This window comes from Nocardia grenadensis NBRC 108939, from assembly GCF_001613445.1.
GTDB lineage: Bacteria > Actinomycetota > Actinomycetes > Mycobacteriales > Mycobacteriaceae > Nocardia > Nocardia grenadensis.
In genome coordinates this window covers 138,418-159,325 of sequence record NZ_BDCJ01000005.1, presented here as the reverse complement: position 1 = coordinate 159,325, position 20,908 = coordinate 138,418, and the positions used below count along the sequence as shown (strand labels likewise).

The following is a 20,908-nucleotide window of genomic DNA, read 5'->3' as shown; positions in this document are numbered from 1 at the left end:
GTATCAACCACGAGCGCGGCGCTGATTGCGTTCGAAGACCACCCGCAGCCCGGTGATCGTCAGATGGGGCTCGTGGTGCTCGATGGTCTCGGATTCATCGATGATCAGCGGAGCCGCCGCACCGGTGGCCACCACCGCGACGCCGTCATCGGCGAAACCCTCGATATCGTCCCGGATACGATCGACCAGCCCGTCCACCAGGCCGGCGAATCCGAAGATCGCACCGGACTGGATACATTCGACGCTGTTCTTGCCCACCACCGACCGGGGCCGGCTCAACTCCACCCGGCGCAATGCGGTCCGCTCGGTCAGCGCCTCGGTCGCGGTCTCCACTCCCGGTGCGATGACACCACCGAGGAACTCACCCTTCGCCGATACGAGATCGACGCAGATCGACACACCGAAATCCACCACGATCGCGGCACCACCGAATTGATGATGGGCGGCCAGACTGTTCACGATCCGGTCCGCGCCGACCTCTTTCGGGTTGTCCACCAGCAGCGGGATACCGGTCCGGACGCCGGGTTCCACCAGTACGTGCGGCACGTGCTGCCAGTAGCGATCCAGCATGAACCGCAGTTCACGCAAGACCGGCGGCACCGTCGACAAACCGGCCACACCGATCACCGCGTCGAGATCCGGGCCCACCAGACCCCGCAGACTCATCGCGAACTCGTCGGCGGTATGCAACGGATTCGTATGGATCCGCCAATGCCGGACCAATTCGGCCTGCGAGCCGGAGCCCGCGATCAGCCCGACCACTGTGCTGGTCGTCCGGACGTCGATGGTCAAGAGCATGCGCTCACCGCCGCCGCTCAGGCGAAGGTCAGGTTGCGCGGGCTGATCAGATCCGAGCCCGCCGGCGCATGCGCCGGATCCGAGCCCAGCTCGACCGGACGGTTACGGTCATCGACGAACACGACCTTCGGGTCGTACTCGCGCAGCTCGGCCTCGTCCATCATGCCGTAGGCAATGAGAATGACCAGGTCACCGGGGTTGACCAGATGAGCCGCGGCACCGTTGATGCCGATCACCCCGGACCCGCGCTCGCCCGCGATCACATAGGTTTCGAGACGGGCTCCGTTATCGATGTCGACAATGCAGACCTGCTCCCCCTCGAGCAGATCGGCCGCATCGAGAAGATCCTGGTCGATGGTCACCGACCCGACATAGTGCAGATCGGCATGGGTCACGGTGGCCCGGTGGATCTTCGACTTCATCATGGTGCGCAACATCATCGTCGCCTTTCTGTGTTTATCGGCGCGGGTCGGGGCCCTGTAACCCCGGTTCTTCACTCCGCCACTCAGTCGCTGCGCTCCTTCGCTCTGTCGCTCCAGAACCGAGGGCGGGCCCCGACCACGGAGGTAGACCATCCGGAATAGACAGAAGGTGAACGCCGTCGAGACCATCCGAAGCAGATGGAAGCGGGCCGTCGCGGTTGATGTGACCGGCAGTCTGCCGGGGGGCGATCGATGGCGCGTTCACTAAGGTTTCGTCCCGTCGGAGCTGCTCGGCGCGAACTGCCGAGTTCCAGGGGACACGATGTCGGCGTCGGGGTGGCCGTCCAACTGGGCTCCCAACCGAACCGGGGCGTTGTCGATCAGCCGGGTGGTGCCGACGCGGGCCGCGATCAGCAGCCGGGCATTGCCGGACTCGGGGGCGGGGCCCAGGTCGGCGGCGCGCAATTCCAGGTAGTCGAGTTCGATCCCGGGCGCGGCAGCCAGGACCGCGCGCGCGGCCTCCAGGACGGCGTCCCCGCCGGCCGCTCCGGAGCGCGCGCCGGCCAACAGGGCGGCCGACAGGGTGGTCGCGAGGCCGCGCTGGTCGGGATCGAGGTAGCGGTTCCTGGAGGAGAGCGCCAGGCCGTCGGATTCGCGCACCGTCGGCACCGCCACGATCTTCACGTCGAAGTCCAGGTCGCGGACCATCTGGCGGATCAGCGTGAGCTGCTGATAGTCCTTCTCCCCGAAGAATGCCTCGTGCGGGTGCACGATCTGCAGCAGTTTGGCCACCACGGTGAGCATCCCGGCGAAATGGGTCGGCCGGGAAGCACCCTCGAGATCGGCGCCGACCGGGCCGGGCTGCACGGTCGTCCGCGGGCCCGCGGGATACATATCCGCCGCGCTCGGCGCGAAGACCAGGTCGACTCCCTCGCCGCGCAGCAACTCCACGTCGGCGTCCAGGGTGCGGGGGTAGCTGTCCAGATCCTCGCCGGCGCCGAACTGCAGCGGGTTGACGAACACCGACACCACCACGACCTGATTGCTCCGCTTGGCGCGGCGCACCAGTTCGAGATGGCCTTCGTGCAGGGCGCCCATGGTGGGCACCAGGCCGACGGTGCGCCCGGTGCTACGCAATGCGCGAACGACTTTGCCGAGCACGGCCGGATCGTGTTGCACGGTGAGTTCGCCGGCGCGGTAGGCACCGCGCAGGGTCCCGTCTGTCATGCAGCCTCCCTCGATGCTGTTGTCAGAGGTCCGCGAAGGCCGAAGCGAAGGCGGAGGTACCGCATCATGCAGCCTCCCTCGATGCTGTTGTCAGAGGTCCGCGGAGGCCGAAGTGTTGGCGGAGGTAACGCATCATCGGTGGTCCTCCAACAGCTCGCGTAGTTCGGCGGGGGCCTGCGCCCGTTCCGCGGTGCGCCGCGACAGGGCCCGGTACCCGGCGGCGATTTCGGGGTCCGCTGCCGTGAGGGCCTCGAGGTGCGCGGCGACGGCCGCGGTGTCGCCGCGGGCCACCGGGCCGGTGAGCGCGGCCTGACCGCGGCGCAGCGCATTGTCCAGGGCGGCGGAGGCCAGCGGGGCCAGCAGGCGTTCCGGCAGACCGCCGGGCTGATCGTCGACCGTCTGCTGGCCCAGCAGGCCGGGTCCGGCCAGCGCCTCGCGCAGTGCCTCCACCGCGTCCAATACAAGCGTGACGAGATGGTTGCTGCCGTGCGCGAGCGCGGCGTGATAGAGCGTGCGGTGTTCCTCGGCCACCCGGACCGGTTCGCCGCCCATCTCGATCACCAGGGACTGGGCGATGGCATAGCCGATCTCGTCGGCGGCGGTGATCCCGAAACAGGCGTTGGCCAGACGGGGCAGGTCTTCGTCGTGGCCGGTGAAGGTCATCGCGGGATGTACGGCCAGCGGAAGCGCACCGGCTTCCCGGAGCGGGGACAGCACACCGATGCCGTTGGCCCCGGAGGTATGGGCCACGATCGTGCCGGGCCTTACGGTGCCCGAACTCGCCAGGCCGCGGACCAGACCGGCCAGCTCGGCGTCCGGCACGGCCAGGATCAGCAGCTCACTGCGGGCAGCGACCTCCTCGACCGGGAGGATCTGCGAATCGGGCAGCCGGGACCGTGCCCGGCGCACCGAAGCGTCGGATATCGCGGCGACGCCGAACACCACATGTCCGGCGCGCTCGAGCGCGGCGCCGAGGGCTGATCCCACACGTCCCGCCGAGACGATGCCTACCGTCAGTCGTGCGGGCGCCGGATCACCACTCGCGGCCGGGTTGCCAGGAGTCACGCGTGGCGAGGTCACCAGTGTCCTCTCGAAGTCGTTCCAGTCCCGCACTGCGGGTACCGGACGTTACGAGTCGAGGATAGGGCCGTCTCTCGCCGATGCGCCATGGGCGCCCCGGGTGATATATACCGCACTTCAGGAGCTGCGCTGCTCCTCTTCCTGACGCAGGTTCGCCATGATCTCGGCGACCGACAGCCGCCGGTTCCCGGCGGCATCGGGCCGGGTGCCGCGGCGGCGGGAATTCGCCGAACGCGGGAACAGGTTGGCCGCCGCGGTCGCGGCCGGTTCGCGGGGGTCTTCATCGATGGCAGTGCCGGTGACCACCGGCTCGGCCGATTCGGCTGCCGCGGTTATCGGCCCGGCGACCACCGGCGGGCGCGAGTCCGGAGCCTCACGCTCCGGCGCGGGCGGGCCGTGGAAGGGTTCGTCGCGCAGCAACGGGCCGTAGCGGTGCTCGCCGGCGTCGGGCTCGTCGTGCACCTCGGTGAACGCGTCCGCCCAGCTCGGCCCGGAGATGTCGGAGCTGGGCGCCCCGTGGGGCGGATCGTCGTCGAGCCGGACGATCGCCGTTTCGGCGGTGACCGGCGCGTCGTCGGGGCTCGCGAACCGCGGCCGGCCCGGGTGGTCGGTTTCGTAGACCGGGGTCACCGCTTTGCGTTCACCGGTATCGCTCGCCGGTTCGGCGGCCCCGGCTTCGGTATCGACCCAGCCGTCGGCGGCCTGCGACCAGCTCGCCGCGGCATTCGCCCAGGCGTCCACGGCCCGCCGTTCACCTTCGTCCGGCCCCTGCCAGCCGGGCGCGAGCCCCGGCCGGCCGTCCGTCCCGGGCAGCTCCTGGAGACGGAAGGCGGCCGCGCGCAGCGCGGGCCGCTCCTCCGGCAGGTCTCCGTCGAAGAGCCGCTCCAGCTGCCGCCGCAGCACCGTCAGCTCGGCGCGCAGCGCCGCCATTTCCGTCGCGTCGGCACCCAGTTCGGCACGCACCCGCGATTCGACCCCGAGTTCGTGTTCGCGGCGGGCACTGATCTCACGTTCGAGTTCGAGTTCGTAGATGCGGCGCAGATCACGCATCCTGGCCTGGTACCGGCCGGCCGCCCAGGCTCCCAGCACCGCCGCCCACAGCGCCACCACCAACCCCACCCGGATGAATTGCAGGCTATCGCTCAGCACGAGAAATACGCTGGCCACCAGACCCAGTAGGACGAGTGCACCGAGGAAGAGCTTGCCCACATCTTCCCGGCCGCGCGCGGAAATACTACTGCGGGACGGTGAAACCATGACCGCAAGGGTAGCCGCGATATTCGTCATCGCCCACGCCGGAAAGGGCGGGATCGATCACGGCGATCAGGCCTACGACGGCGCCGGATCGTCGGTCGGATCGTCGGGTGCCCGGCAGCAATATTCCAGCCACAGGGCGGCCACTACCAAGGCGATACCGGCACCGCATCCGATGAGCGCGCCCGGATAGTCCGCGTCGGCGGCCCGCAGATCCCCGCGCTGCGGGAAAATCCACAGCAGGAATCCGAGCCACACTCCGGCCACCAGCGAACCCACCTGGGCCGACGCCTTCGCCAGCGCGAGAGCCCGGGCGACGGTGATCGGGTGCAGTTGGCGGGAATCGGCGCCGATCTGCCTGTTGCTCACCCGGGTCCGGATATAGAAGCCCAGGGCGGCCTCCAGCATCGCGACCGGATACAGCGAGGCACCGGCGATGGTGGAGATCGGCGGGAAATTCGCGTAGGCCAGCCGCGTGGCCACCCAGGCGATCACCGCGGCGATCAGGACATTGGCCAGCAATTCCCGGATGCGGGTGGGTTTGAGCTTCATCCCCCCGTCGTCGCCATCACCCCGGCCGCCGCCGGTTTCCATATGGCCGCCGCCGCGAGTCATCGAACGTCCCTCGAAGGGGGTACCTGTGGCCCGCGGAGACCGCGGCCGAGGCGGGGGTATCGCATCATGGCACCGTCCTCGCGGCGGGTAGGAGCGTGAACTCCGTGCGCCGCACACCGTCACGTTCGGCGGGGTCCAGTTCCGCCAGTAGTTCGCGCACACGACGTTCGGTCCCGTCGACGGCCAGGGACGCGTCGGGCTCCACATCGAGCCACGGGATCAGTACGAACGCGCGGTGGTGCGCCTGCGGGTGCGGCAAGGTGAGTTCGGGAGCGGTGCTGCGCAGGGCACGAAGTCCGGTGCCGGCCCGCTCGGCGCAGGAGACGATGTCCACGTCGAGGGTCCGGGCACCCCAGCGCACCGTCCGCTCACGCCCGGCGGCCTGCTCCAACCGCTGTCCGTGCCGCAGCCAGGCACGGCAGTCGTAATCCGGATCCTCGGCCACCAGCACGGCATTGAGGAAATCATCCTGCTCCACCCCGCCCCACGGCGCGGTGGTGTACACCGGTGATACGGCCCGCACCCGGGCACCGAGCCCGGTGACGACACTGCGCAGCAGTTCGCGCCGATCCCCCATGTTCGAACCGATCGAGAGCACGGCACGCGTCACGGCGACCCCTGACCCCGGCGGCCCGCGGTGACGACCCGCACATCGGCGAAGTTGTGCGGGATGGGCGCGGCCGGTTTGTGCAGCACCACCTCGACATCGGTGACGCCGGGCACTTCGCGCACCCGGTCGGCGATCTCGGTGGCGACGGTTTCGATGAGATTCCGGGGCGGGCCCGCCACGATCCGCACGGCCAGCTCCGCGAGCGCGCCGTAGTCGACGGTGTGGGTGAGATCGTCGGTGGCCGCCGCGGCGCCGAAATCCAACCAGACGGTGAGGTCCACCACGAACTCCTGCCCATCACGGCGTTCGTGCTCGAAAACTCCGTGCCTGCCGAAAACCCGCAACCCCCGCAACTCGATCCGGTCCGGGCCGGGTGCCGGTGCGCTCACCGCGGAGTTCCCGGCTGTTGCGCGCGACGCCAGGCGTCGGTCACCGCGAGAGCGTCCTGAGATCCACGCACATCGTGGACCCGGACACCCCAGGCGCCGTGCCAGGCCGCGAGCGCGGACACCGTGGCGGTGGCGGTCTCCCGACCGGCCGGCGGGCGCGGACCGGCACCGTCGGCCAGCAGCGACCCCAGGAACCGTTTGCGCGAGGCGCCGATGAGCACCGGGAATCCGTCGGCGACGAACCGATCCAGGGCGCCCAGCAGCGCCCAATTGTGTGCTGCGGTTTTCGCGAATCCGAGGCCGGGATCCAGAATGATGCGGGCGGGTTCGACACCCGCGTCGATCGCGTGCCGCACCTGCACTCCCAGCTCGGCACGGACCTCATCCACCACATCGTCGTAGTGGTCGGCCGGTCCGGTGTGCCGGTAGTCCGACGCCGCCCGCCAGTGCATGAGGATCCACGGGATATCGGCGGCGGCGACAACCGCGGCCATCGCCGGATCGGCGCGGCCGCCGGAGACATCGTTGATCACCGTCACCCCGGCCGCGACGGCGGCTTCGGCGACCCGGGCCCGCATGGTGTCGACGCTGGTCGGTATCCCGGCCGCGACCAGCCCGCGCAGTACCGGCACCACCCGGTCGATTTCGGTCTCCACCTCGACCCGCACGGCGCCGGGCCGGGTCGACTCGCCGCCGACATCGATGATGTCGGCGCCCATCTCGTAGAGCCGGATACCGTGCTCGATCGCCCGCTGCGGATCCAGATAGCGGCCGCCGTCGGAGAAGGAATCACCGGTGACGTTGACCACGCCCATCACCACGCAGGAGCGGCCCGGACGCGGCTCCACGCCGGGCCGTGGCCGTACCCCGGTGAGGGTCGGTACGGCCACGGCCGTGCGCCGGTCGCTCACTTGCGCAGGATCAGGTCGAGGGCCTCGGCCCGCGAGGCCGAGCTGGTCTGCAGGATTCCGCGGACGGCCGAGGTGGTGGTACTGGCGCCGGGTTTGCGGATACCGCGCATGGCCATGCACAGATGCTCGGCCTCGACCACGACGATCGCGCCGCGTGGATCCAGTTTCCGCATGATCGCGTCGGCGATCTGGCTGGTCAGCCGCTCCTGCACCTGAGGGCGTTTGGCGTAGAGGTCGACCAGCCGCGCCAATTTGGACAGCCCGGTCACCCGGCCGTGCGGGCCTGGAATATATCCGACATGGGCGATGCCGTGGAACGACACGAGGTGATGTTCACAGGTCGAGTACATCGGGATATCGCGCACCAGCACGAGTTCCTGATGCTCCTCGTCGAAGGTGGTGTTGAGAACCGCGTCCGGTTCCACGTACAGCCCCGCGAACATCTCCCGGTAGGCGCGGGCAACCCGGGCCGGGGTGTCCAGCAGTCCCGGCCGGTCCGGGTTCTCGCCGACCGCGAGGAGCAGCTCGCGCACCGCCGCCTCGGCACGCGGCTGATCGAAGCGTCTACCGGTGTGCAGCGCGACCAGCTCCGCGGCGGGTGCGCCGCTCTCACCCAGCTCGGCGTGGATATCGGCCGGGTAGCCGTTGGTCTGCTGATCGGTCGACATTCGAGGACACCTCCACATCTCGGGCCCGGCAGTACACACCGGGCGCCGAACCCCTCCGAGCGTAATCGGCGGCGGTTTACTGCCGACCGTTCGGGCTGTCCCAGGAGTGCGGGCCACCACGGCCGGAATCCTCACCGGAGCCGTATCCGGATTCGTCGTGCCCGGGGTTCTGGTCGGGATGCGAGTACCGGGGCTGTTCCTGCCCGCCGCCGTAGCCGCGGTCGGCAGGCGGGGCCTGCGGTTCCTCGCGCGGCGGCCACCCCGGCGCCGACCAGCCTGCGGGGGCGCCGTAGTCCGGCCGGGAGCCCTGCGTGGCGCCGCGGGGATAACTGGGAGCGGGCTGCGGCGGGGCCGGGTAGCCGCTGGGCGGCCGGCCGTAACCGGGCTGCTGAACCGCGCCGCCGGGGAATCCCGCGGGCTGCGGCACGCTCCCGGCGAGCGCCGGGTCGCCCGGGCCGACACCGGCGGGGACGGCGGGTTGCGGAGGCCACGGTTCGCCACGTTCGGCGGCGAGCTCACCCGGGGTCTTCACCGGCGGTTTGTCCGACGGCACGCGATCGCCGAAATCGTTGAACGCGGTGATCCGGGGCCGCTTCTGCACCGCGGCGAGGATGGTTTCCAGATCCTTGCGGTGCAGGGTTTCGCGTTCGAGCAGGGCGGTCGCCAGATCGTCGAGCACATCGCGGTACTCGCTGAGGATCGCCCACGCCTCGGTGTGCGCGGCCTCGATGAGGTTGCGGACCTCGACGTCGATGGCGCCGGCGACCTCGTGCGAGTAGTCGGAGGCGGTGCCCATGGAGCGACCGAGGAAGGGATCACCCTGTTCCTGGCCGTACCGCACCGCACCGAGCCGGGAGCTCATCCCGTATTCGGTGACCATCGCGCGGGAGATCTTGGTCGCCTGGTCGATATCGGAGGAGGCACCGGTGGTCGGCTCGTGGAAGACCAGTTCCTCCGCGGCGCGCCCGCCCATGGCCATGACCAGCCGGGCGATCATCTCCGAGCGGGTCATCAGGCCCTTGTCGTCCTCGGGCACGGTCATCGCGTGCCCGCCGGTGCGGCCACGGGCCAGGATCGTCACCTTGTAGACCGGTTCGATATCGGGCATGGCCCAGGCGGCCAGCGCGTGACCGCCCTCATGGTAGGCGGTGATCTTCTTCTCGTGTTCGCTGATGATCCGGCTCTTGCGGCGCGGGCCGCCGATCACGCGGTCGACGGATTCCTCGAGCGCGTCACCGGTGATGGTCGAACCGTTCTCCCGCGCGGTGAGCAGGGCGGCCTCGTTGATGACATTGGCCAGGTCGGCGCCCGACATACCGACGGTGCGCTTGGCCAGGCCGTCGAGATCGGCTTCCGGGGAGATCGGTTTGCCCTGCGAGTGGACCCGCAGGATGGCGCGACGGCCGGCCAGGTCGGGATTGCTGACCGGGATCTGCCGGTCGAACCGGCCGGGACGCAGCAGGGCGGGGTCGAGGATATCGGGGCGGTTGGTCGCGGCGATCAGAATGATGCCGGTGCGATCGCCGAAGCCGTCCATTTCGACCAGCAGCTGGTTGAGGGTCTGTTCGCGCTCGTCGTGGCCGCCGCCGAGTCCGGCGCCACGCTGACGGCCGACCGCGTCGATCTCGTCGACGAAGATGATGCAGGGACTGTTCTGCTTGGCCTGCTCGAACAGATCGCGGACGCGGGAGGCACCGACACCGACGAACATCTCCACGAAATCGGAACCGGAGATGGTGAAGAAGGGGACGCCCGCCTCGCCGGCCACGGCACGCGCGAGCAGCGTCTTACCGGTACCGGGCGGACCGTAGAGCAGGACGCCCTTCGGGATCTTGGCGCCCAGCGCCTGGTATCGCACCGGATTCTGCAGGAAGTCCTTGATCTCGTAGAGCTCTTCGACCGCCTCGTCGGCACCGGCCACATCGGCGAAAGTGGTCTTGGGCATATCCTTCGACAGCTGTTTGGCCTTGGATTTCCCGAAGCCCATCATGCCGCCGCGGCCGCCGCCCTGCATACGCGACATCACGAAGATGAACAGGCCGAGCAGGATCACCATGGGCAGTACGAACAGCAGGATCTGGGTGAGCCAGCTCTCCTGTTTGACCACCGTGTTGTACGGGGCGCCCGAATCCTGAACGGCCTTGAAGATCTGAGCCGAGGTGTCGCTGCCACCGGGATACTTTGCGATGATCTTGTCGTGGCCCTGGGTGGCGTCGTTGCCGTTGTTCAGTTCGATCCGCAACTGTTGTTCGCGGTCATCGATCTGAACGTGGGCGACGTTCTCCTTGTCGGCGAGCTGGCTGATGGCCACCGACGTGTCGACGCTCTGCCAGCCGCGGGTGTCGTTGCCGAAGTAACTGAACAGATAGATCACGAGCAGAATGCCCGCGATTATCGCCAGGGTACGAAACACTGTCTTGCGGTTCATAGAGCGTCGGCCGGGCGGCCAGTCCTTTCAGGCGTCTCCGCGTTCTTGCCTAGCGATGCGTCGATCTCGGGCGACGCAACCCACATCCTTACCGCCCGCTGAGCGGATTCGGGTGCGGACATGCCACGTTACCGCGTACGGTCTAGTCGATACATCGCGCTTCCTGACTCGTCGCAAGCCAGTGGTTCGGCTGGTGATGGAGTTCAAGAGGTAAACGGCCGGAAAACCACGGTGGTTCCCGGGGTCGTGGTCTGTGATATCTCGTAGTGATCACAATCATGGCACGCATGTAGGACCGATGATGATCGCGTACGACCCGAGCGCAGGGGGTATGGACATAGTCGAGTTACGGACACCCACAGCAATCGTGCGGCACGGCGAAGGGCGATTGGTCGTCCTTCGCCCCGGTGCCGACGGCGAATCCGAGAGCGACGGCGAGCGGGTTCTCGACGTCGCGGTGACCGATCTACTGGAGGTGCGACTCAGCCGGCGAGCCGACGACGCGGTGGTCATCGAGATATATCTGCGCTATCCGACCCCCGTGCTGGTCGGCGTTCCCGCCGACCGGACGCCGCTGCCCGTATTGATCGCCGAACACGATGTACCGGCTGCCGCCGGCATCGTCGCCCGGATAAACGACCAGATCCTCGCCGCCCAGCGGATCGATATCGCCGCTCCCGAGCTGATCGCGCCACCCACCGAACAGACCGAGCACGGGCCGGTACGCGCCGATGTGGAGCGCGCGGTACGCCGGATGTCGGCCACCGGTCGGGGCGAGGCCGCGGTGGCCGATCTGGCCGGTTACGTCACACCTGACGAATACGTGCTGGAGACCGCGAGTGTCGTCGCCCACCCGCCGGTAGGCGACGACGACCCCTGCCTGTTCACCGTGACCACGACGCGGCTGCTGTTGGTCTCGCTCGGCACCGGTGAGGCGTATGCCCACGAACTGCCGATCCCCGTCATCATGCGGGCCCGCGCCACCGAGGAGGCGGTCTCGGTGGTGGAGGACATCCGGGTGCGGGACCGCCGTCCTCTGGTGGAAGTACACGACGGTAATACGACGATGTACTTCACCGCGATGGATCGCGCCGATTCCGAACGGCTGGCCACCGCGATCAACTTCGCCGTCCGGCTGGTCGCGGTGGACGGTGCCGCCGGCCCCGCCGACCCCAGCGTCGCGCATCTGTATTCGGAATGGGAGCTGCTGGTGGAGCGGCATTCCCTGGGCATGGTCGACGACACCCAGTTCCAGCGCTACGGCCGCGGGATTCTGCGCTCACTTCCGGGCATCTGAGCCCTGATCCGGCCGGGCCCACCGCCCGGCCGGACCGGTGCCCGTCCGGCTACTGCCACCCCACGAGACGCCGACGGGTTCGTTCCGGAGCCCATTCCGGTAACTCGGCGACGAGTTCGGCCAGTGAGGTGGCGGCCAGGCTCGCCCGCCACGCTTCGTGCGCCTCGGCCATCTTCACGGCGAGGAGGCACGGTTCGCGGCATTCCTCCGCGGGTAGTCCGCCGCGACCCTGCTGACGTATTTCACGGCATTCGTAGGGCGAGGCGCCGCCGTCCACCGCCTCGACGATCTGCAGCAGCGTGACCTCCGAGGCGGGCCGGGCCAGCCGGAATCCGCCGCGGGGGCCCGTGCTGGCACTCAGCAGGCCGGCCCGAACCAGGGCCTGGAGTTGTTTGGCGAGGTAGGGCGCCGGCAGATCGAAGTACTGGGCCAGCTGCGCCGCCGAGGCGGTCGTTCCCGGTTCGAGCTGCGCCAGCGAGGTGGCGCAGTGCAACAGCCATTCGGTACTCACCGGCAACTTCATGCCTGTGATTCTATCCAAGATATTGCAGATCTATTTAGTCCGAGATAATCTGCCGGCAGCAGCAGACCAGAGCTGGAGGAGACAGGCCATGACCATGCGAATCGCCGTCGCCGGCGCCACCGGCAATATCGGAAGACTCACCGTCGGGGCACTACGCTCCGCGGGCCACGAGGTCGTCCGCATCAGCCGCTCGCTCGGCGTCGACCTGCGCACCGGCGCGGAACTGGATACCGCCCTCACCGGGGTGGATGCCGTGGTGGACGCCATCAGCGTCGAAAGTACCGACCGCGCCGAGGTCGTCGACTATCTCGGCAGCACCACCCGCAACCTGCTGGCGGCCGAGCAGCGCGCCGGCGTGGCACACCATGTCCTGCTGTCCATCGTCGGTATCGGCCGGGTGGAGGGCAACGCGCACTACGCCGGGAAGCGGGAGCAGGAACGTCTGGTCACGGAGGGAGGTGTGCCGTGGACGATCGTCGCGGCCACCCAGTTCCACGATTTCGCCGCGACCGTCACCGGCTGGACCGAACAGGACGGCGTCGCCACCCTCGCGCCGCTGCTCGTCCAGCCGATCGCCCCGGCCGATGTCGCCGATATCCTCGCCGAACTCGCGACCGGCACGCCACAGGGCCGCTATCGCGATATCGCGGGACCGGAACCGCAGGACCTGGTCGATATGGCCCGCCGTACGAATGACGCGCGGGGTCGCTCGGTCCGGCTGGTGCCGACCTGGTCATCACTGTTCGGGCCGGAAATGGCCGGGAACACGCTGCTGCCCGCCGAGAACGCACGAATCGCCCCGACGACCTTCGACCAGTGGCTGGCCGCTCAGAGCCGGCCGTCGTGACCGGCCGCGCAGGCGGACGGCAGCCGGGCCGGCCGACGTATTCCGGGCTACACCAAACCGATGCGGCGCCAGGGGCTGGTCGGGCGGAGCCACAGGCGCATCAGTTCCAGGCGGCGGTCGACGCCACCGTCCTTCAGCTCGGCCAAGTCCTCACAGGCCTGCCAATAGGTCCAGCCGGTGAGGTAGGCGTCGCCGAACTGCCGCCAGTTGCGGTACTTGCGCTGGGCCAGCGGCAGCGCCCGGCCCAGATAGTCCCAGGCGACATCGGCTTCGATATAGCCGGCGGTGTAGGACATACGCGCCACCGCGACCACCCGCGCCAGATCCCAGGCGTGGATATCGGCCGGTAGGGGACGCGACAGGTGGTCGGTGAAACCGATTTTGATCGCCTGGGACCAGATGTCGTAGTCGCGGACGAGGGCCTCGGAATTGTCGATACCGCGGAACGAGGCAACCTGCCGTAGGAAGGCCCGGTGCCGATCGGCGCGTTCGCCGAACCGGTCGCGTTCGCTGGCGTTCAGTGAGGCGGTGACCAGTGGATGCACCAGGGCGTACAGCGGGGCGTGCATACCCTCGAGCAGCTGCTCCATGGACGCGCGCGCCTCGGTGCCGTCGGTGATCCCCCAGGCCCCGGTGAGGGTGTCGATGGCCAGCTCACGCCGGTCGCCGAGCGGATGGTCGCGTTCGGGCCCCAGCAGCAGCGCGTCGTGGAAGGCGTCCCAGCGCGCCGAATAGAAGGCGCCCAACGACAACGCGCGCAGGCGGTCATCGTCCATCTGCGCGCCGGACCAGTGGTCCTCCTCGCGCTTGTCGAGCTCCGGATAGGGGAACGGGGTCGGCGTGGGCAATCCGGCAGCAGCCATACCGTGAGTCTAGGACGCGCGGGCCCCGGCCGGTCCGGGCGACGTATTTTCACATTTGTTCCTTGCCCTGTCACAGGCTGTGTTCCAGCGCTAATGTGCATTCATGTGTAGAAACATCACCGTCTTGCGAGGTCTGGAGCCCGCCGCTACCGAGCAGGAGATCTATGCCGCCGCACTGCAGTACGTGCGCAAGGTCGGTGGCCTGTCCGGGTTGAGTTCGGCCACCAAGCCCGCCCTGGACAAAGCCGTCGCCGCCGTCGCCGCGGCCACCACCGAACTGCTCGCCGAATTACCCGACCGCCGGGTGCCTCCGGCGACCGAGCCGCCACTGCGCCGGTTGGCTCGCGAATCCCAATAGATCCCGGTATCGGACACCGCGACCGGGCGCGGTGTCTCGCACAGTGTGTCACGATCGATCCCGTGAGCTGATTCACAATGATCGGCCCAGCGGTTCCGAGCACGACGCAGTGGGAGAACGCAGTGACCAAAACCGAATCGGGACAACCCGACGCCACGGTGAAAACCGTGGACCCGACTCCGGACTCGGAGATCCAAGTCCTGAATCCCGCCACCGGCGAGGTGGTCGGCTCGGTACCGGATATGTCGGCCGAGCAGGTTGTCGCGGCCGTCGCCGAGTTACGCGAACACCAGCGCGCGTGGCAGGCCATCGGCGCCGACGAGCGCAAGGAATGGCTGCTCAAACTCCAGGACTGGATTATCGACAACACCGAGGTGCTGGCCGATGTCCTGCAGTCCGAGACAGGTAAACCGCGGGTCGATTCGCTCATCGATCCGATCTTCGGCAGTGATCTCATCGGCTATTACGCGCGCCGCGCCGCCAAGTTCCTCGCCGACGAGCATCCCGCCCCGCACAGTCCGCTCTCCCGGGTGAAACGGCTGACCACGGTATTCGAGCCGTATCCGGTGGTCGGTGTGATCACGCCGTGGAACTTCCCGCTGGCCATGCCGCTGCTCGATGTGATCCCGGCGCTGGCCGCCGGCGCGGCGGTGATCCTGAAACCCTCCGAGGTGACTCCCCTCTCCGCGCTCGAACTCGCCCGCGGCTGGGCCGAGATCGGCGCGCCCCCGGTGCTCTCCGTCGTCACCGGAGCGGGCGCCACCGGCGCGGCGGTGGTCGAGCACGCCGACTACATCCAGTTCACCGGTTCCACCGCGACCGGCCGTCGGATCGCGGCGGCCTGTGCGGCCCGGATGATCCCCTACAGCCTCGAACTGGGTGGCAAGGATCCGGCCATCGTGCTGGCCGACGCCGATCTCGACCGCGCCGCCCACGGCATCGCCTTCGGCGGCATGTTCAATTCCGGGCAGGTCTGTATCTCGGTCGAGCGGGTCTATGTGGAGGCGCCCGTCTACGACGAGTTCGTCGCCAAACTGACCGCCAACGTCAAGTCCCTGCGACAGGGCCGCGACGATCGCACGCCCCGCAACGATGTGGGCGCCATGGCCAACGAGAACCAGGTCGGCATCGTCCAGCGGCATATCGACGAAGCGGTAGCGGCCGGAGCGAAGATCCTGACCGGTGGCAAACGGACGGGTGTGGGCACCTTCTTCGAACCCACCGTGCTGGTGGACGTCGACCACTCCATGTCGTGTATCACCGAGGAAACCTTCGGGCCGACACTGCCCGTCATGAAGGTCGCCGACGAAGCCGAGGCCATCCGGTTGGCGAACGACTCCGTTTACGGGCTGTCCGCGACGGTGTGGACGGGAGACAAGGCACGCGGCGAACGGGTCGCCCGGGCGCTGCAGGCGGGCGCGGTCAATATCAACGACGTTTTCGCCAACCTGTTCAATTTCGCGCTGCCGATGGGCGGCTGGGGCGATTCCGGTGTCGGCGCCCGGTGGGGCGGCCCGAACGGGGTGCGCAAGTACTGCCGGGCCAAGGCGATCACCACGCCGATACTGCCCACCCAGGAACGCGAACTCACCTGGATGCCCTATGACCTCAACAAGATCCTGATCGGGCTCGGCGCCATGCGCGCGGCCGGAGCGCGCGGTATGCGCCGGATCGATATCCCCGCGCTGCTGCGACTCAAGGGAGACAACCGTGGCGAGTAGCACCGAATCCATCCGCGGCAAGGTCGTCGTCATCACCGGGGGCGCCCGCGGTATCGGCCTGTCCACCGCGATCGCCCTGGACAAGCTGGGCGCCAAGATCGCGATCGGCGATATCGACGAGAAGACCGTCAAGGAATCGGGCACCGGCCACGATTTCGACTACTACGGCCGGCTCGACGTGACCGATATCCAGTCCTTCACCACATTCCTCGACGATGTGGAACGCGAGATCGGGCCGATCGATGTCCTGATCAACAATGCGGGCATCATGCCGACCGGGCGACTGGTGGAGGAAACCGATCAGATCACCCGGCGGATCCTGGATATCAATGTCTACGGCGTGATCCTGGGGTCCAAGATCGCGCTGATCCGCATGCTCGCCCGCGGTAGCGGCCACATCATCAATATCGCGTCGCTGGCCGGCGAGACACATATTCCGGGTCTGGCCACCTACAACGCCTCCAAACACGCGGTGCTCGGTTTCACCGACACCCTGCGCGAGGAGTACCGGGGCACCGGTGTGGCGTTCTCTTCGGTGCTGCCGACACTGACCCGGACCGAACTCGGTTCCGGGGTGGCGGCGCCGAAGGGCCTGCCCGCGGCGGAACCGGAGGATATCGCCGCGGCGGTGGTCCGGCTGATCGCCAAACCTCGGCCCAAGGCCCGGGTCACCCGGGCGGCGGGCGCGATGTCGGTGTTCGTGAATCTGCTGCCGCAGTCGGTGGGTGATGCCCTCGGTCGGTCGATGGGGTCGGCCCAGACCTTCCTCGACGATGTGAACGCCGAGGAGCGCAAGGCCTACGAGGAGCGGGTCCGGGGGAGCTGATCCGCCGGTCGCCGTCACCGCGCCGCGGTCCGTCACCCGACGGGCCGCGGCGCACCGCCATCGGCCTGTCGAGACCCCACCGAAACTCTATTGTGATCAATATCACTTGACGTGCATAGTCGATGAAATGGCGGCGCGAGATCGTTTCGCGCGACCACCGCCGGATCGGACCGGAGTTCCATAGCCCGAGGTGACAGCACGCACCGGATGAACAGCTCTACCACTGCAAACGTGTCGGTTTTTACGTCGTATCGCCCGGCAATGCCCGACCGTCGGCGATCCGAAGAACTCATGATGCACATCACCGCGCCACCACATAAGCTGTCACTAACAAACCTGCTGACTGTTTCGGACCCGATATGCGGACCCACCGGACAAATTAGGGCTGGAAATTCAGCAACGATTCTGATAGCAAGGTGCTATGGACCCGCATTTGCGCGATCTGCGGTATTTCGTCGCCGTCGCCGAGGAACTGCACTTCACCAACGCCGCTCAGCGGCTGCACATCGCCCAACCGACCCTGTCGCGTCAGATCCGGCAGCTGGAACGTCAGCTCGATGTGGTCCTGTTCGATCGCAACCAGCGCAGTGTCGCGCTCACGGTTGCCGGTAAGGAACTGCTCAGCGGCGCCCGCAAGATCCTGGAGCTCTGGGGGACCACCAACAGCTCGCTGCAGGAGGCGGGCGAAGTCCTGCGTGTCGGCCTGCAATCAACGCTGGGTCGGGGACTGCTCAACGATCTCGAGAGCGCCAGTGGCCACCGATTGGCCCTGCATGCCGCCGCCTGGACCGACCCTTCCAGCGGCCTCGCCGGCCGCCAGGCCGATCTGGCGCTGGTCTGGCTCCCGCTGCCCGACCAGAACCGCTACCGCTGGCAGGTACTGCGTACCGAGCGCCGCTGGGTACTCCTACCGGAGAACCATCCCCGCGCCAATCAGGAAATGATCGATTTCGCCGACCTGATCGACGAGCGGTTCATCGCGCTGCCCGCCGAGGCGGGCGCCGTCCGCGATTTCTGGCTCGGTAACGACGCCCGCAACGGCCGCCCCGCCACCATCGGCGCGGAAGCCGCCACCCCCGAGGACCGGCTCGAGGCCGTCGGGCTCGGACTGGGCCTGTGCCTGCTCGCCGAGAACAACGTGCCGATGTACCGCTGGCCAGGGCTCACCGCGCGTCCGGTGACCGGCCTGCCGCCGTGCGAACTCGCGGTGGCCTGGCGTGCCGACGACACCCGGCCGACGATTCTCGAATTCGGCCAGCGAGCCGTTTCCGGCGGCTTCGCCGCGCCTCCCGCCATCCCGGCCTGATCCGGCGAAACGAACCGTGGGTAGGTGGGCTCGCCCACCTACCCACGGTTCGTTCAGGACTGTTCGCCGCCGTACACCCGCGGGTGTAGCGTGCCGATATAGGGCAGATCCCGGTACCGCTCGGCGTAGTCGAGGCCGTAACCGACGACGAATTCGTTCGGGATGTCGAAACCCACATTGGCGACCTCGACCTGGGTGCGCAGCGCGTCGGGTTTACGCAGCAGCGTCACCACCTCGAGCGAGGCCGGGTTGCGGGTGGAGAGATTGCGCATCAGCCACGACAGGGTCAGACCCGAGTCGATGATGTCCTCGACGATGAGCACATTGCGGCCGGCGATGTCCTTGTCCAGGTCCTTCATGATGCGCACCACGCCGGACGACGATGTGGAGGATCCGTAGGACGAAACGGCCATGAACTCCATCTGAGTCGGTATCGGCAGCGCCTTGGCCAGATCCGTCATGAAGAAGATGGCGCCCTTGAGCACACCGATCAACAGGAGATCGCCCTCCGGTGCGTCGGCCGGGTACCGCTTGGCGATCAGTTCGGCCAGTTCGCTGACCTTCGCCGCAATTTCTTCTTCGGTGATCAGGACCGAATCGATATCGTCCCCGTACACGTCAACTGGTTTCCCTTCGGTCTCGGCGTTCCCGATCGGTGCGGGCAAGTGTCAGCCTGCCATGCTCACGAACGACGACCAACCGCGTCCCCCGCTCACCGCCCCCCACCGCGACCCCGCCCTGCCCCCGCCAGGCCACCACCAGGTCGTCGATACCGCGGATATGTTTTCCGGTCACCCCGGAAATCCCCTGGGAGAGCAGCCATGCCCGCACCGCCCGGCGGCGCACCGCGGCGGCGGCCACCGCCAGCACAGCGCAGACCGGCGATCCGGTGCCGGCCCGCACCAGCAGCTCGCCGGCGAACTCGTCCAGAGCGGCATTGTCCTCACGCAACTGTTCGGCGGTCCGGGCCAGCGCCGGCGCCACCGCACCGCCGAGCACTTCCTCGAGCAGCGGTAGCACCTCGGTGCGCAGTCGTACCCGGGTGAACTCCGGGGCGCTGTTGTGCGGATCCTCGTAGGGCGTCAGCGCGAGGTCGGCGCAGAACTGCCGGGTCGTCTCGCGGCGGACCCCCAGCAGTGGCCGGCCCCACGGGCCATCGCTCGGGGCCATCCCCTGGATGGAACGCGCGCCCGAGCCCCGTCCGAGTCCCAGCAGTACGGTTTCGGCCTGATCGTCGAGGGTGTGGCCCAGCAGCACCGGCAAACCCGACCTGGCCTCGTCCAGCGCCGTGTAGCGCGCGTGCCGCGCCGCCGCCTCCATACCGCCGGCCCCGCTCACCTCGACCGGCAGCACCCGCGCGGAGCGGCAGCCGAGCGAACGCGCCGTCGCTGCGGCCGTGGCCGCGACCACATCCGATCCGTCCTGCAACCGGTGATCCACGATCAGGGCGTGCACTTCCGCGGCTTCGGCGAGAGCGGCCGCGGTGAGCGCCAGGGAATCCGCGCCGCCCGACAGCGCGACCGCCACGCACCGGCGCTGCGGGCCGAACCCGGTCAGCCACGCCCGCACCGCATGCCGCACACCGAGCACCGCGGGCGTCTCCGGTAACCGGATCGGCCGCTGTTCGGCGGAGGGCACCGCTCAGTCCAGCACGCGGGCGATCCAGCGCCGCGGTTCGTCGATCTCGTCGGTACGCGGCAGCGTATCGGCATCGGTCCAGATCACGTTGAACCGTTCCATTCCGACTGTACGCACCACCTCGTCGACGAAGGCCTTCCCGCGCACGTACTGCGCCACCTTCGCGTCGATACCGAGCAGCGCGCGCAGCAGGCGCTGCACCGGGTTCGCGGGCCGGGTCCGGCGTTTGTCGAACGCCGTCCTGATCTGCTCGACCGAGGGCACCACACTCGGGCCGACCGCGTCCATCACATGGTCGGCGTGCCCTTCCAGCAAAGTGCCGAGCAGCAGCAACCGGTCCAGTGCCGCCCGCTGTTCCGGAGGCTGGGTGGCCCGCAGCAGTCCCACCACGCCGCGCGAGGCCGGATCGTCGGAAACCTGGCCGCTGCGCCGCAGTTTCACCTCGGTGAGCAATCGGGACAGCATCTCCGAGGTCGCCTCGTCACCGATCTCGCCGAGCACCTCGACGTTGTCGCGCATATACCCGGCCAGCCACGGCGACGCCGAGAACTGCACCCGGTGGCACACCTCGTGCAGGCAGACCCACAGTCGGAAATCCGCCGCCGGCACCGCGAGCGCGCGCTCGACCCCCACGATATTCGGCGCCACCAGCAGCAGCGTGCCGTCCGGGCCGGTGAACGGGTCGTATTGGCCCAAGATCGCCGTGGACAGGAACGCCAGCATGGCGCCCACCTGCACTCCGGCCGGTTTACCGGTGAACAGGCCGGACCGGTCCGTGGTTCCGGTACCGGTCAGCTGGGCCATGGAATCGGCCGCCGCCCCGATCCAGCCGGGCCGGTCCACGACCCGGGCCGCGGGTACGGGCTGGTCGTCGAGCAGGCCGGTCACCGCCCGCACGGGCGCCTCGGCCCGCACCGAGGCCTCGCTCAGCTCGGCCACCGCCTGCTCCGCGGCCGGCCGGGAAGTACGGGGCCCGGCCGGTACCAGCGCGGCGCCGGTACGGGCCGCCCAGCGCCAGTCCACCGAGCCCGAGAAAGTGCGCCGCTCGTCACCGGAGCCGCCGTTCTCGGCCACTGTCCGGGCGCCGGGCCCATCGGGACCTTGTCGAATCGTCATGCGCCCTCCAG

The 20,908-nt window shown here is 68.5% G+C and carries 22 protein-coding genes; 6 read left to right on the top strand and 16 right to left on the bottom strand.

Features of this window, described 5'->3' with window-relative positions:
• Positions 1-3 precede the first annotated feature (3 nt).
• The 11 genes from NGR01S_RS06740 to ftsH form a co-directional block, all read right to left on the bottom strand.
• Complete coding sequence (locus NGR01S_RS06740) at positions 4-798, bottom strand: type III pantothenate kinase (RefSeq protein ID WP_063035302.1); 795 nt, start codon at positions 796-798, stop codon at positions 4-6.
• Between the two features lie 17 nt (positions 799-815).
• Positions 816-1,235: an aspartate 1-decarboxylase gene (panD, locus tag NGR01S_RS06735; protein ID WP_063035345.1), complete on the bottom strand. Its 420-nt coding sequence runs from the start codon at positions 1,233-1,235 to the stop codon at positions 816-818.
• Positions 1,236-1,484: 249 nt separating this feature from the next.
• A complete protein-coding gene (gene panC / locus NGR01S_RS06730) occupies positions 1,485-2,447 on the bottom strand; it encodes a pantoate--beta-alanine ligase (RefSeq protein ID WP_063035301.1) in 963 nt (320 codons plus the stop codon).
• Between the two features lie 132 nt (positions 2,448-2,579).
• Positions 2,580-3,527: a Rossmann-like and DUF2520 domain-containing protein gene (locus NGR01S_RS06725; protein WP_373861396.1), complete on the bottom strand. Its 948-nt coding sequence runs from the start codon at positions 3,525-3,527 to the stop codon at positions 2,580-2,582.
• A gap of 117 nt (positions 3,528-3,644) precedes the next feature.
• Positions 3,645-4,784, bottom strand: coding sequence for a DUF6779 domain-containing protein (locus NGR01S_RS06720; protein ID WP_157107153.1), 1,140 nt, complete (start codon positions 4,782-4,784; stop codon positions 3,645-3,647).
• Between the two features lie 72 nt (positions 4,785-4,856).
• Positions 4,857-5,333 carry a DUF3180 domain-containing protein gene (locus tag NGR01S_RS06715; RefSeq protein WP_063035343.1) on the bottom strand — a complete coding sequence of 159 codons (477 nt, stop codon included), beginning with the start codon at positions 5,331-5,333 and terminating at the stop codon, positions 4,857-4,859.
• A gap of 127 nt (positions 5,334-5,460) precedes the next feature.
• Positions 5,461-6,006, bottom strand: coding sequence for a 2-amino-4-hydroxy-6-hydroxymethyldihydropteridine diphosphokinase (gene folK, locus NGR01S_RS06710; protein ID WP_063035299.1), 546 nt, complete (start codon positions 6,004-6,006; stop codon positions 5,461-5,463).
• Positions 6,003-6,395 (bottom strand): dihydroneopterin aldolase, encoded by a 393-nt coding sequence (gene folB, locus NGR01S_RS06705; protein ID WP_063035298.1) that lies wholly within the window; start codon positions 6,393-6,395, stop codon positions 6,003-6,005. The genes folK and folB overlap by 4 nt, the downstream gene beginning before the upstream one ends.
• Positions 6,392-7,210, bottom strand: a complete 819-nt coding sequence (gene folP, locus NGR01S_RS06700) for a dihydropteroate synthase (RefSeq protein WP_063035342.1) — start codon at positions 7,208-7,210, stop codon at positions 6,392-6,394. Before folP ends, folB begins: the two co-directional genes overlap by 4 nt.
• A 92-nt stretch (positions 7,211-7,302) precedes the next feature.
• Positions 7,303-7,974 carry a GTP cyclohydrolase I FolE gene (folE, locus tag NGR01S_RS06695; RefSeq protein ID WP_063035297.1) on the bottom strand — a complete coding sequence of 224 codons (672 nt, stop codon included), beginning with the start codon at positions 7,972-7,974 and terminating at the stop codon, positions 7,303-7,305.
• A 76-nt stretch (positions 7,975-8,050) separates the two neighbouring features.
• Entirely contained in the window at positions 8,051-10,402 is a 2,352-nt protein-coding gene (gene ftsH, locus NGR01S_RS06690; protein ID WP_063035296.1) for an ATP-dependent zinc metalloprotease FtsH, read from the bottom strand.
• Positions 10,403-10,733: 331 nt separating this feature from the next.
• Between ftsH and NGR01S_RS06685 the strand changes: the two genes are divergently transcribed.
• Positions 10,734-11,699 carry a hypothetical protein gene (locus tag NGR01S_RS06685; protein WP_063035341.1) on the top strand — a complete coding sequence of 322 codons (966 nt, stop codon included), beginning with the start codon at positions 10,734-10,736 and terminating at the stop codon, positions 11,697-11,699.
• A gap of 49 nt (positions 11,700-11,748) precedes the next feature.
• On the opposite strand, the gene NGR01S_RS06680 is transcribed toward NGR01S_RS06685, so the two are convergent.
• Positions 11,749-12,222 (bottom strand): RrF2 family transcriptional regulator, encoded by a 474-nt coding sequence (locus NGR01S_RS06680; protein ID WP_063035295.1) that lies wholly within the window; start codon positions 12,220-12,222, stop codon positions 11,749-11,751.
• 88 nt (positions 12,223-12,310) lie between these two features.
• Here NGR01S_RS06680 and NGR01S_RS06675 point away from each other — a divergent pair, with 88 nt between their 5' ends.
• Positions 12,311-13,069, top strand: a complete 759-nt coding sequence (locus NGR01S_RS06675; RefSeq protein ID WP_245664463.1) for an SDR family oxidoreductase — start codon at positions 12,311-12,313, stop codon at positions 13,067-13,069.
• Positions 13,070-13,116: 47 nt separating this feature from the next.
• On the opposite strand, the gene NGR01S_RS06670 is transcribed toward NGR01S_RS06675, so the two are convergent.
• Positions 13,117-13,932 (bottom strand): DUF1266 domain-containing protein, encoded by an 816-nt coding sequence (locus NGR01S_RS06670; RefSeq protein ID WP_063035294.1) that lies wholly within the window; start codon positions 13,930-13,932, stop codon positions 13,117-13,119.
• Between the two features lie 103 nt (positions 13,933-14,035).
• Between NGR01S_RS06670 and NGR01S_RS06665 the strand changes: the two genes are divergently transcribed.
• From NGR01S_RS06665 to NGR01S_RS06650, 4 genes are all read left to right on the top strand, one after another.
• Positions 14,036-14,290 carry a DUF2277 domain-containing protein gene (locus NGR01S_RS06665; protein ID WP_063035293.1) on the top strand — a complete coding sequence of 85 codons (255 nt, stop codon included), beginning with the start codon at positions 14,036-14,038 and terminating at the stop codon, positions 14,288-14,290.
• A 122-nt stretch (positions 14,291-14,412) separates the two neighbouring features.
• Positions 14,413-16,011 (top strand): aldehyde dehydrogenase family protein, encoded by a 1,599-nt coding sequence (locus tag NGR01S_RS06660; protein WP_373861395.1) that lies wholly within the window; start codon positions 14,413-14,415, stop codon positions 16,009-16,011.
• On the top strand, positions 16,001-16,837 hold the full coding sequence (locus NGR01S_RS06655) for an SDR family oxidoreductase (protein WP_063035292.1): 837 nt from the start codon (positions 16,001-16,003) through the stop codon (positions 16,835-16,837). The genes NGR01S_RS06660 and NGR01S_RS06655 overlap by 11 nt, the downstream gene beginning before the upstream one ends.
• A 421-nt stretch (positions 16,838-17,258) precedes the next feature.
• A complete protein-coding gene (locus NGR01S_RS06650) occupies positions 17,259-18,143 on the top strand; it encodes a LysR family transcriptional regulator (RefSeq protein ID WP_063035291.1) in 885 nt (294 codons plus the stop codon).
• A 53-nt stretch (positions 18,144-18,196) separates the two neighbouring features.
• On the opposite strand, the gene hpt is transcribed toward NGR01S_RS06650, so the two are convergent.
• The 3 genes from hpt to NGR01S_RS06635 are packed head-to-tail and all read right to left on the bottom strand — an operon-like array spanning position 18,197 to position 20,897.
• Positions 18,197-18,760: a hypoxanthine phosphoribosyltransferase gene (gene hpt / locus NGR01S_RS06645; protein ID WP_063035290.1), complete on the bottom strand. Its 564-nt coding sequence runs from the start codon at positions 18,758-18,760 to the stop codon at positions 18,197-18,199.
• A gap of 1 nt (position 18,761) precedes the next feature.
• A complete protein-coding gene (gene tilS / locus NGR01S_RS06640; protein ID WP_373861394.1) occupies positions 18,762-19,781 on the bottom strand; it encodes a tRNA lysidine(34) synthetase TilS in 1,020 nt (339 codons plus the stop codon).
• A gap of 3 nt (positions 19,782-19,784) precedes the next feature.
• Positions 19,785-20,897 (bottom strand): Rv3626c family coenzyme F420 biosynthesis-associated protein, encoded by a 1,113-nt coding sequence (locus NGR01S_RS06635; RefSeq protein WP_084480440.1) that lies wholly within the window; start codon positions 20,895-20,897, stop codon positions 19,785-19,787.
• Between the last annotated feature and the right edge of the window lie 11 nt (positions 20,898-20,908).

What these genes read in the sequence shown, in the direction of transcription:
- folP (WP_063035342.1), bottom strand. Translation starts at nt 7,210, where the DNA reads ATGGGCGTGGTCAACGTCACCGGTGATTCCTTCTCCGACGGCGGCCGC.
- NGR01S_RS06670 (WP_063035294.1), bottom strand. Translation starts at nt 13,932, where the DNA reads ATGGCTGCTGCCGGATTGCCCACGCCGACCCCGTTCCCCTATCCGGAG.
- NGR01S_RS06635 (WP_084480440.1), bottom strand. Translation starts at nt 20,897, where the DNA reads ATGACGATTCGACAAGGTCCCGATGGGCCCGGCGCCCGGACAGTGGCC.
- panC (WP_063035301.1), bottom strand. Translation starts at nt 2,447, where the DNA reads ATGACAGACGGGACCCTGCGCGGTGCCTACCGCGCCGGCGAACTCACC.
- NGR01S_RS06650 (WP_063035291.1), top strand. Translation starts at nt 17,259, where the DNA reads ATGGACCCGCATTTGCGCGATCTGCGGTATTTCGTCGCCGTCGCCGAG.
- NGR01S_RS06675 (WP_245664463.1), top strand. Translation starts at nt 12,311, where the DNA reads ATGACCATGCGAATCGCCGTCGCCGGCGCCACCGGCAATATCGGAAGA.
- NGR01S_RS06715 (WP_063035343.1), bottom strand. Translation starts at nt 5,333, where the DNA reads ATGAAGCTCAAACCCACCCGCATCCGGGAATTGCTGGCCAATGTCCTG.
- NGR01S_RS06740 (WP_063035302.1), bottom strand. Translation starts at nt 798, where the DNA reads ATGCTCTTGACCATCGACGTCCGGACGACCAGCACAGTGGTCGGGCTG.
- NGR01S_RS06665 (WP_063035293.1), top strand. Translation starts at nt 14,036, where the DNA reads ATGTGTAGAAACATCACCGTCTTGCGAGGTCTGGAGCCCGCCGCTACC.
- ftsH (WP_063035296.1), bottom strand. Translation starts at nt 10,402, where the DNA reads ATGAACCGCAAGACAGTGTTTCGTACCCTGGCGATAATCGCGGGCATT.
- NGR01S_RS06720 (WP_157107153.1), bottom strand. Translation starts at nt 4,784, where the DNA reads ATGGTTTCACCGTCCCGCAGTAGTATTTCCGCGCGCGGCCGGGAAGAT.
- folE (WP_063035297.1), bottom strand. Translation starts at nt 7,974, where the DNA reads ATGTCGACCGATCAGCAGACCAACGGCTACCCGGCCGATATCCACGCC.
- panD (WP_063035345.1), bottom strand. Translation starts at nt 1,235, where the DNA reads ATGTTGCGCACCATGATGAAGTCGAAGATCCACCGGGCCACCGTGACC.
- NGR01S_RS06685 (WP_063035341.1), top strand. Translation starts at nt 10,734, where the DNA reads ATGGACATAGTCGAGTTACGGACACCCACAGCAATCGTGCGGCACGGC.
- NGR01S_RS06680 (WP_063035295.1), bottom strand. Translation starts at nt 12,222, where the DNA reads ATGAAGTTGCCGGTGAGTACCGAATGGCTGTTGCACTGCGCCACCTCG.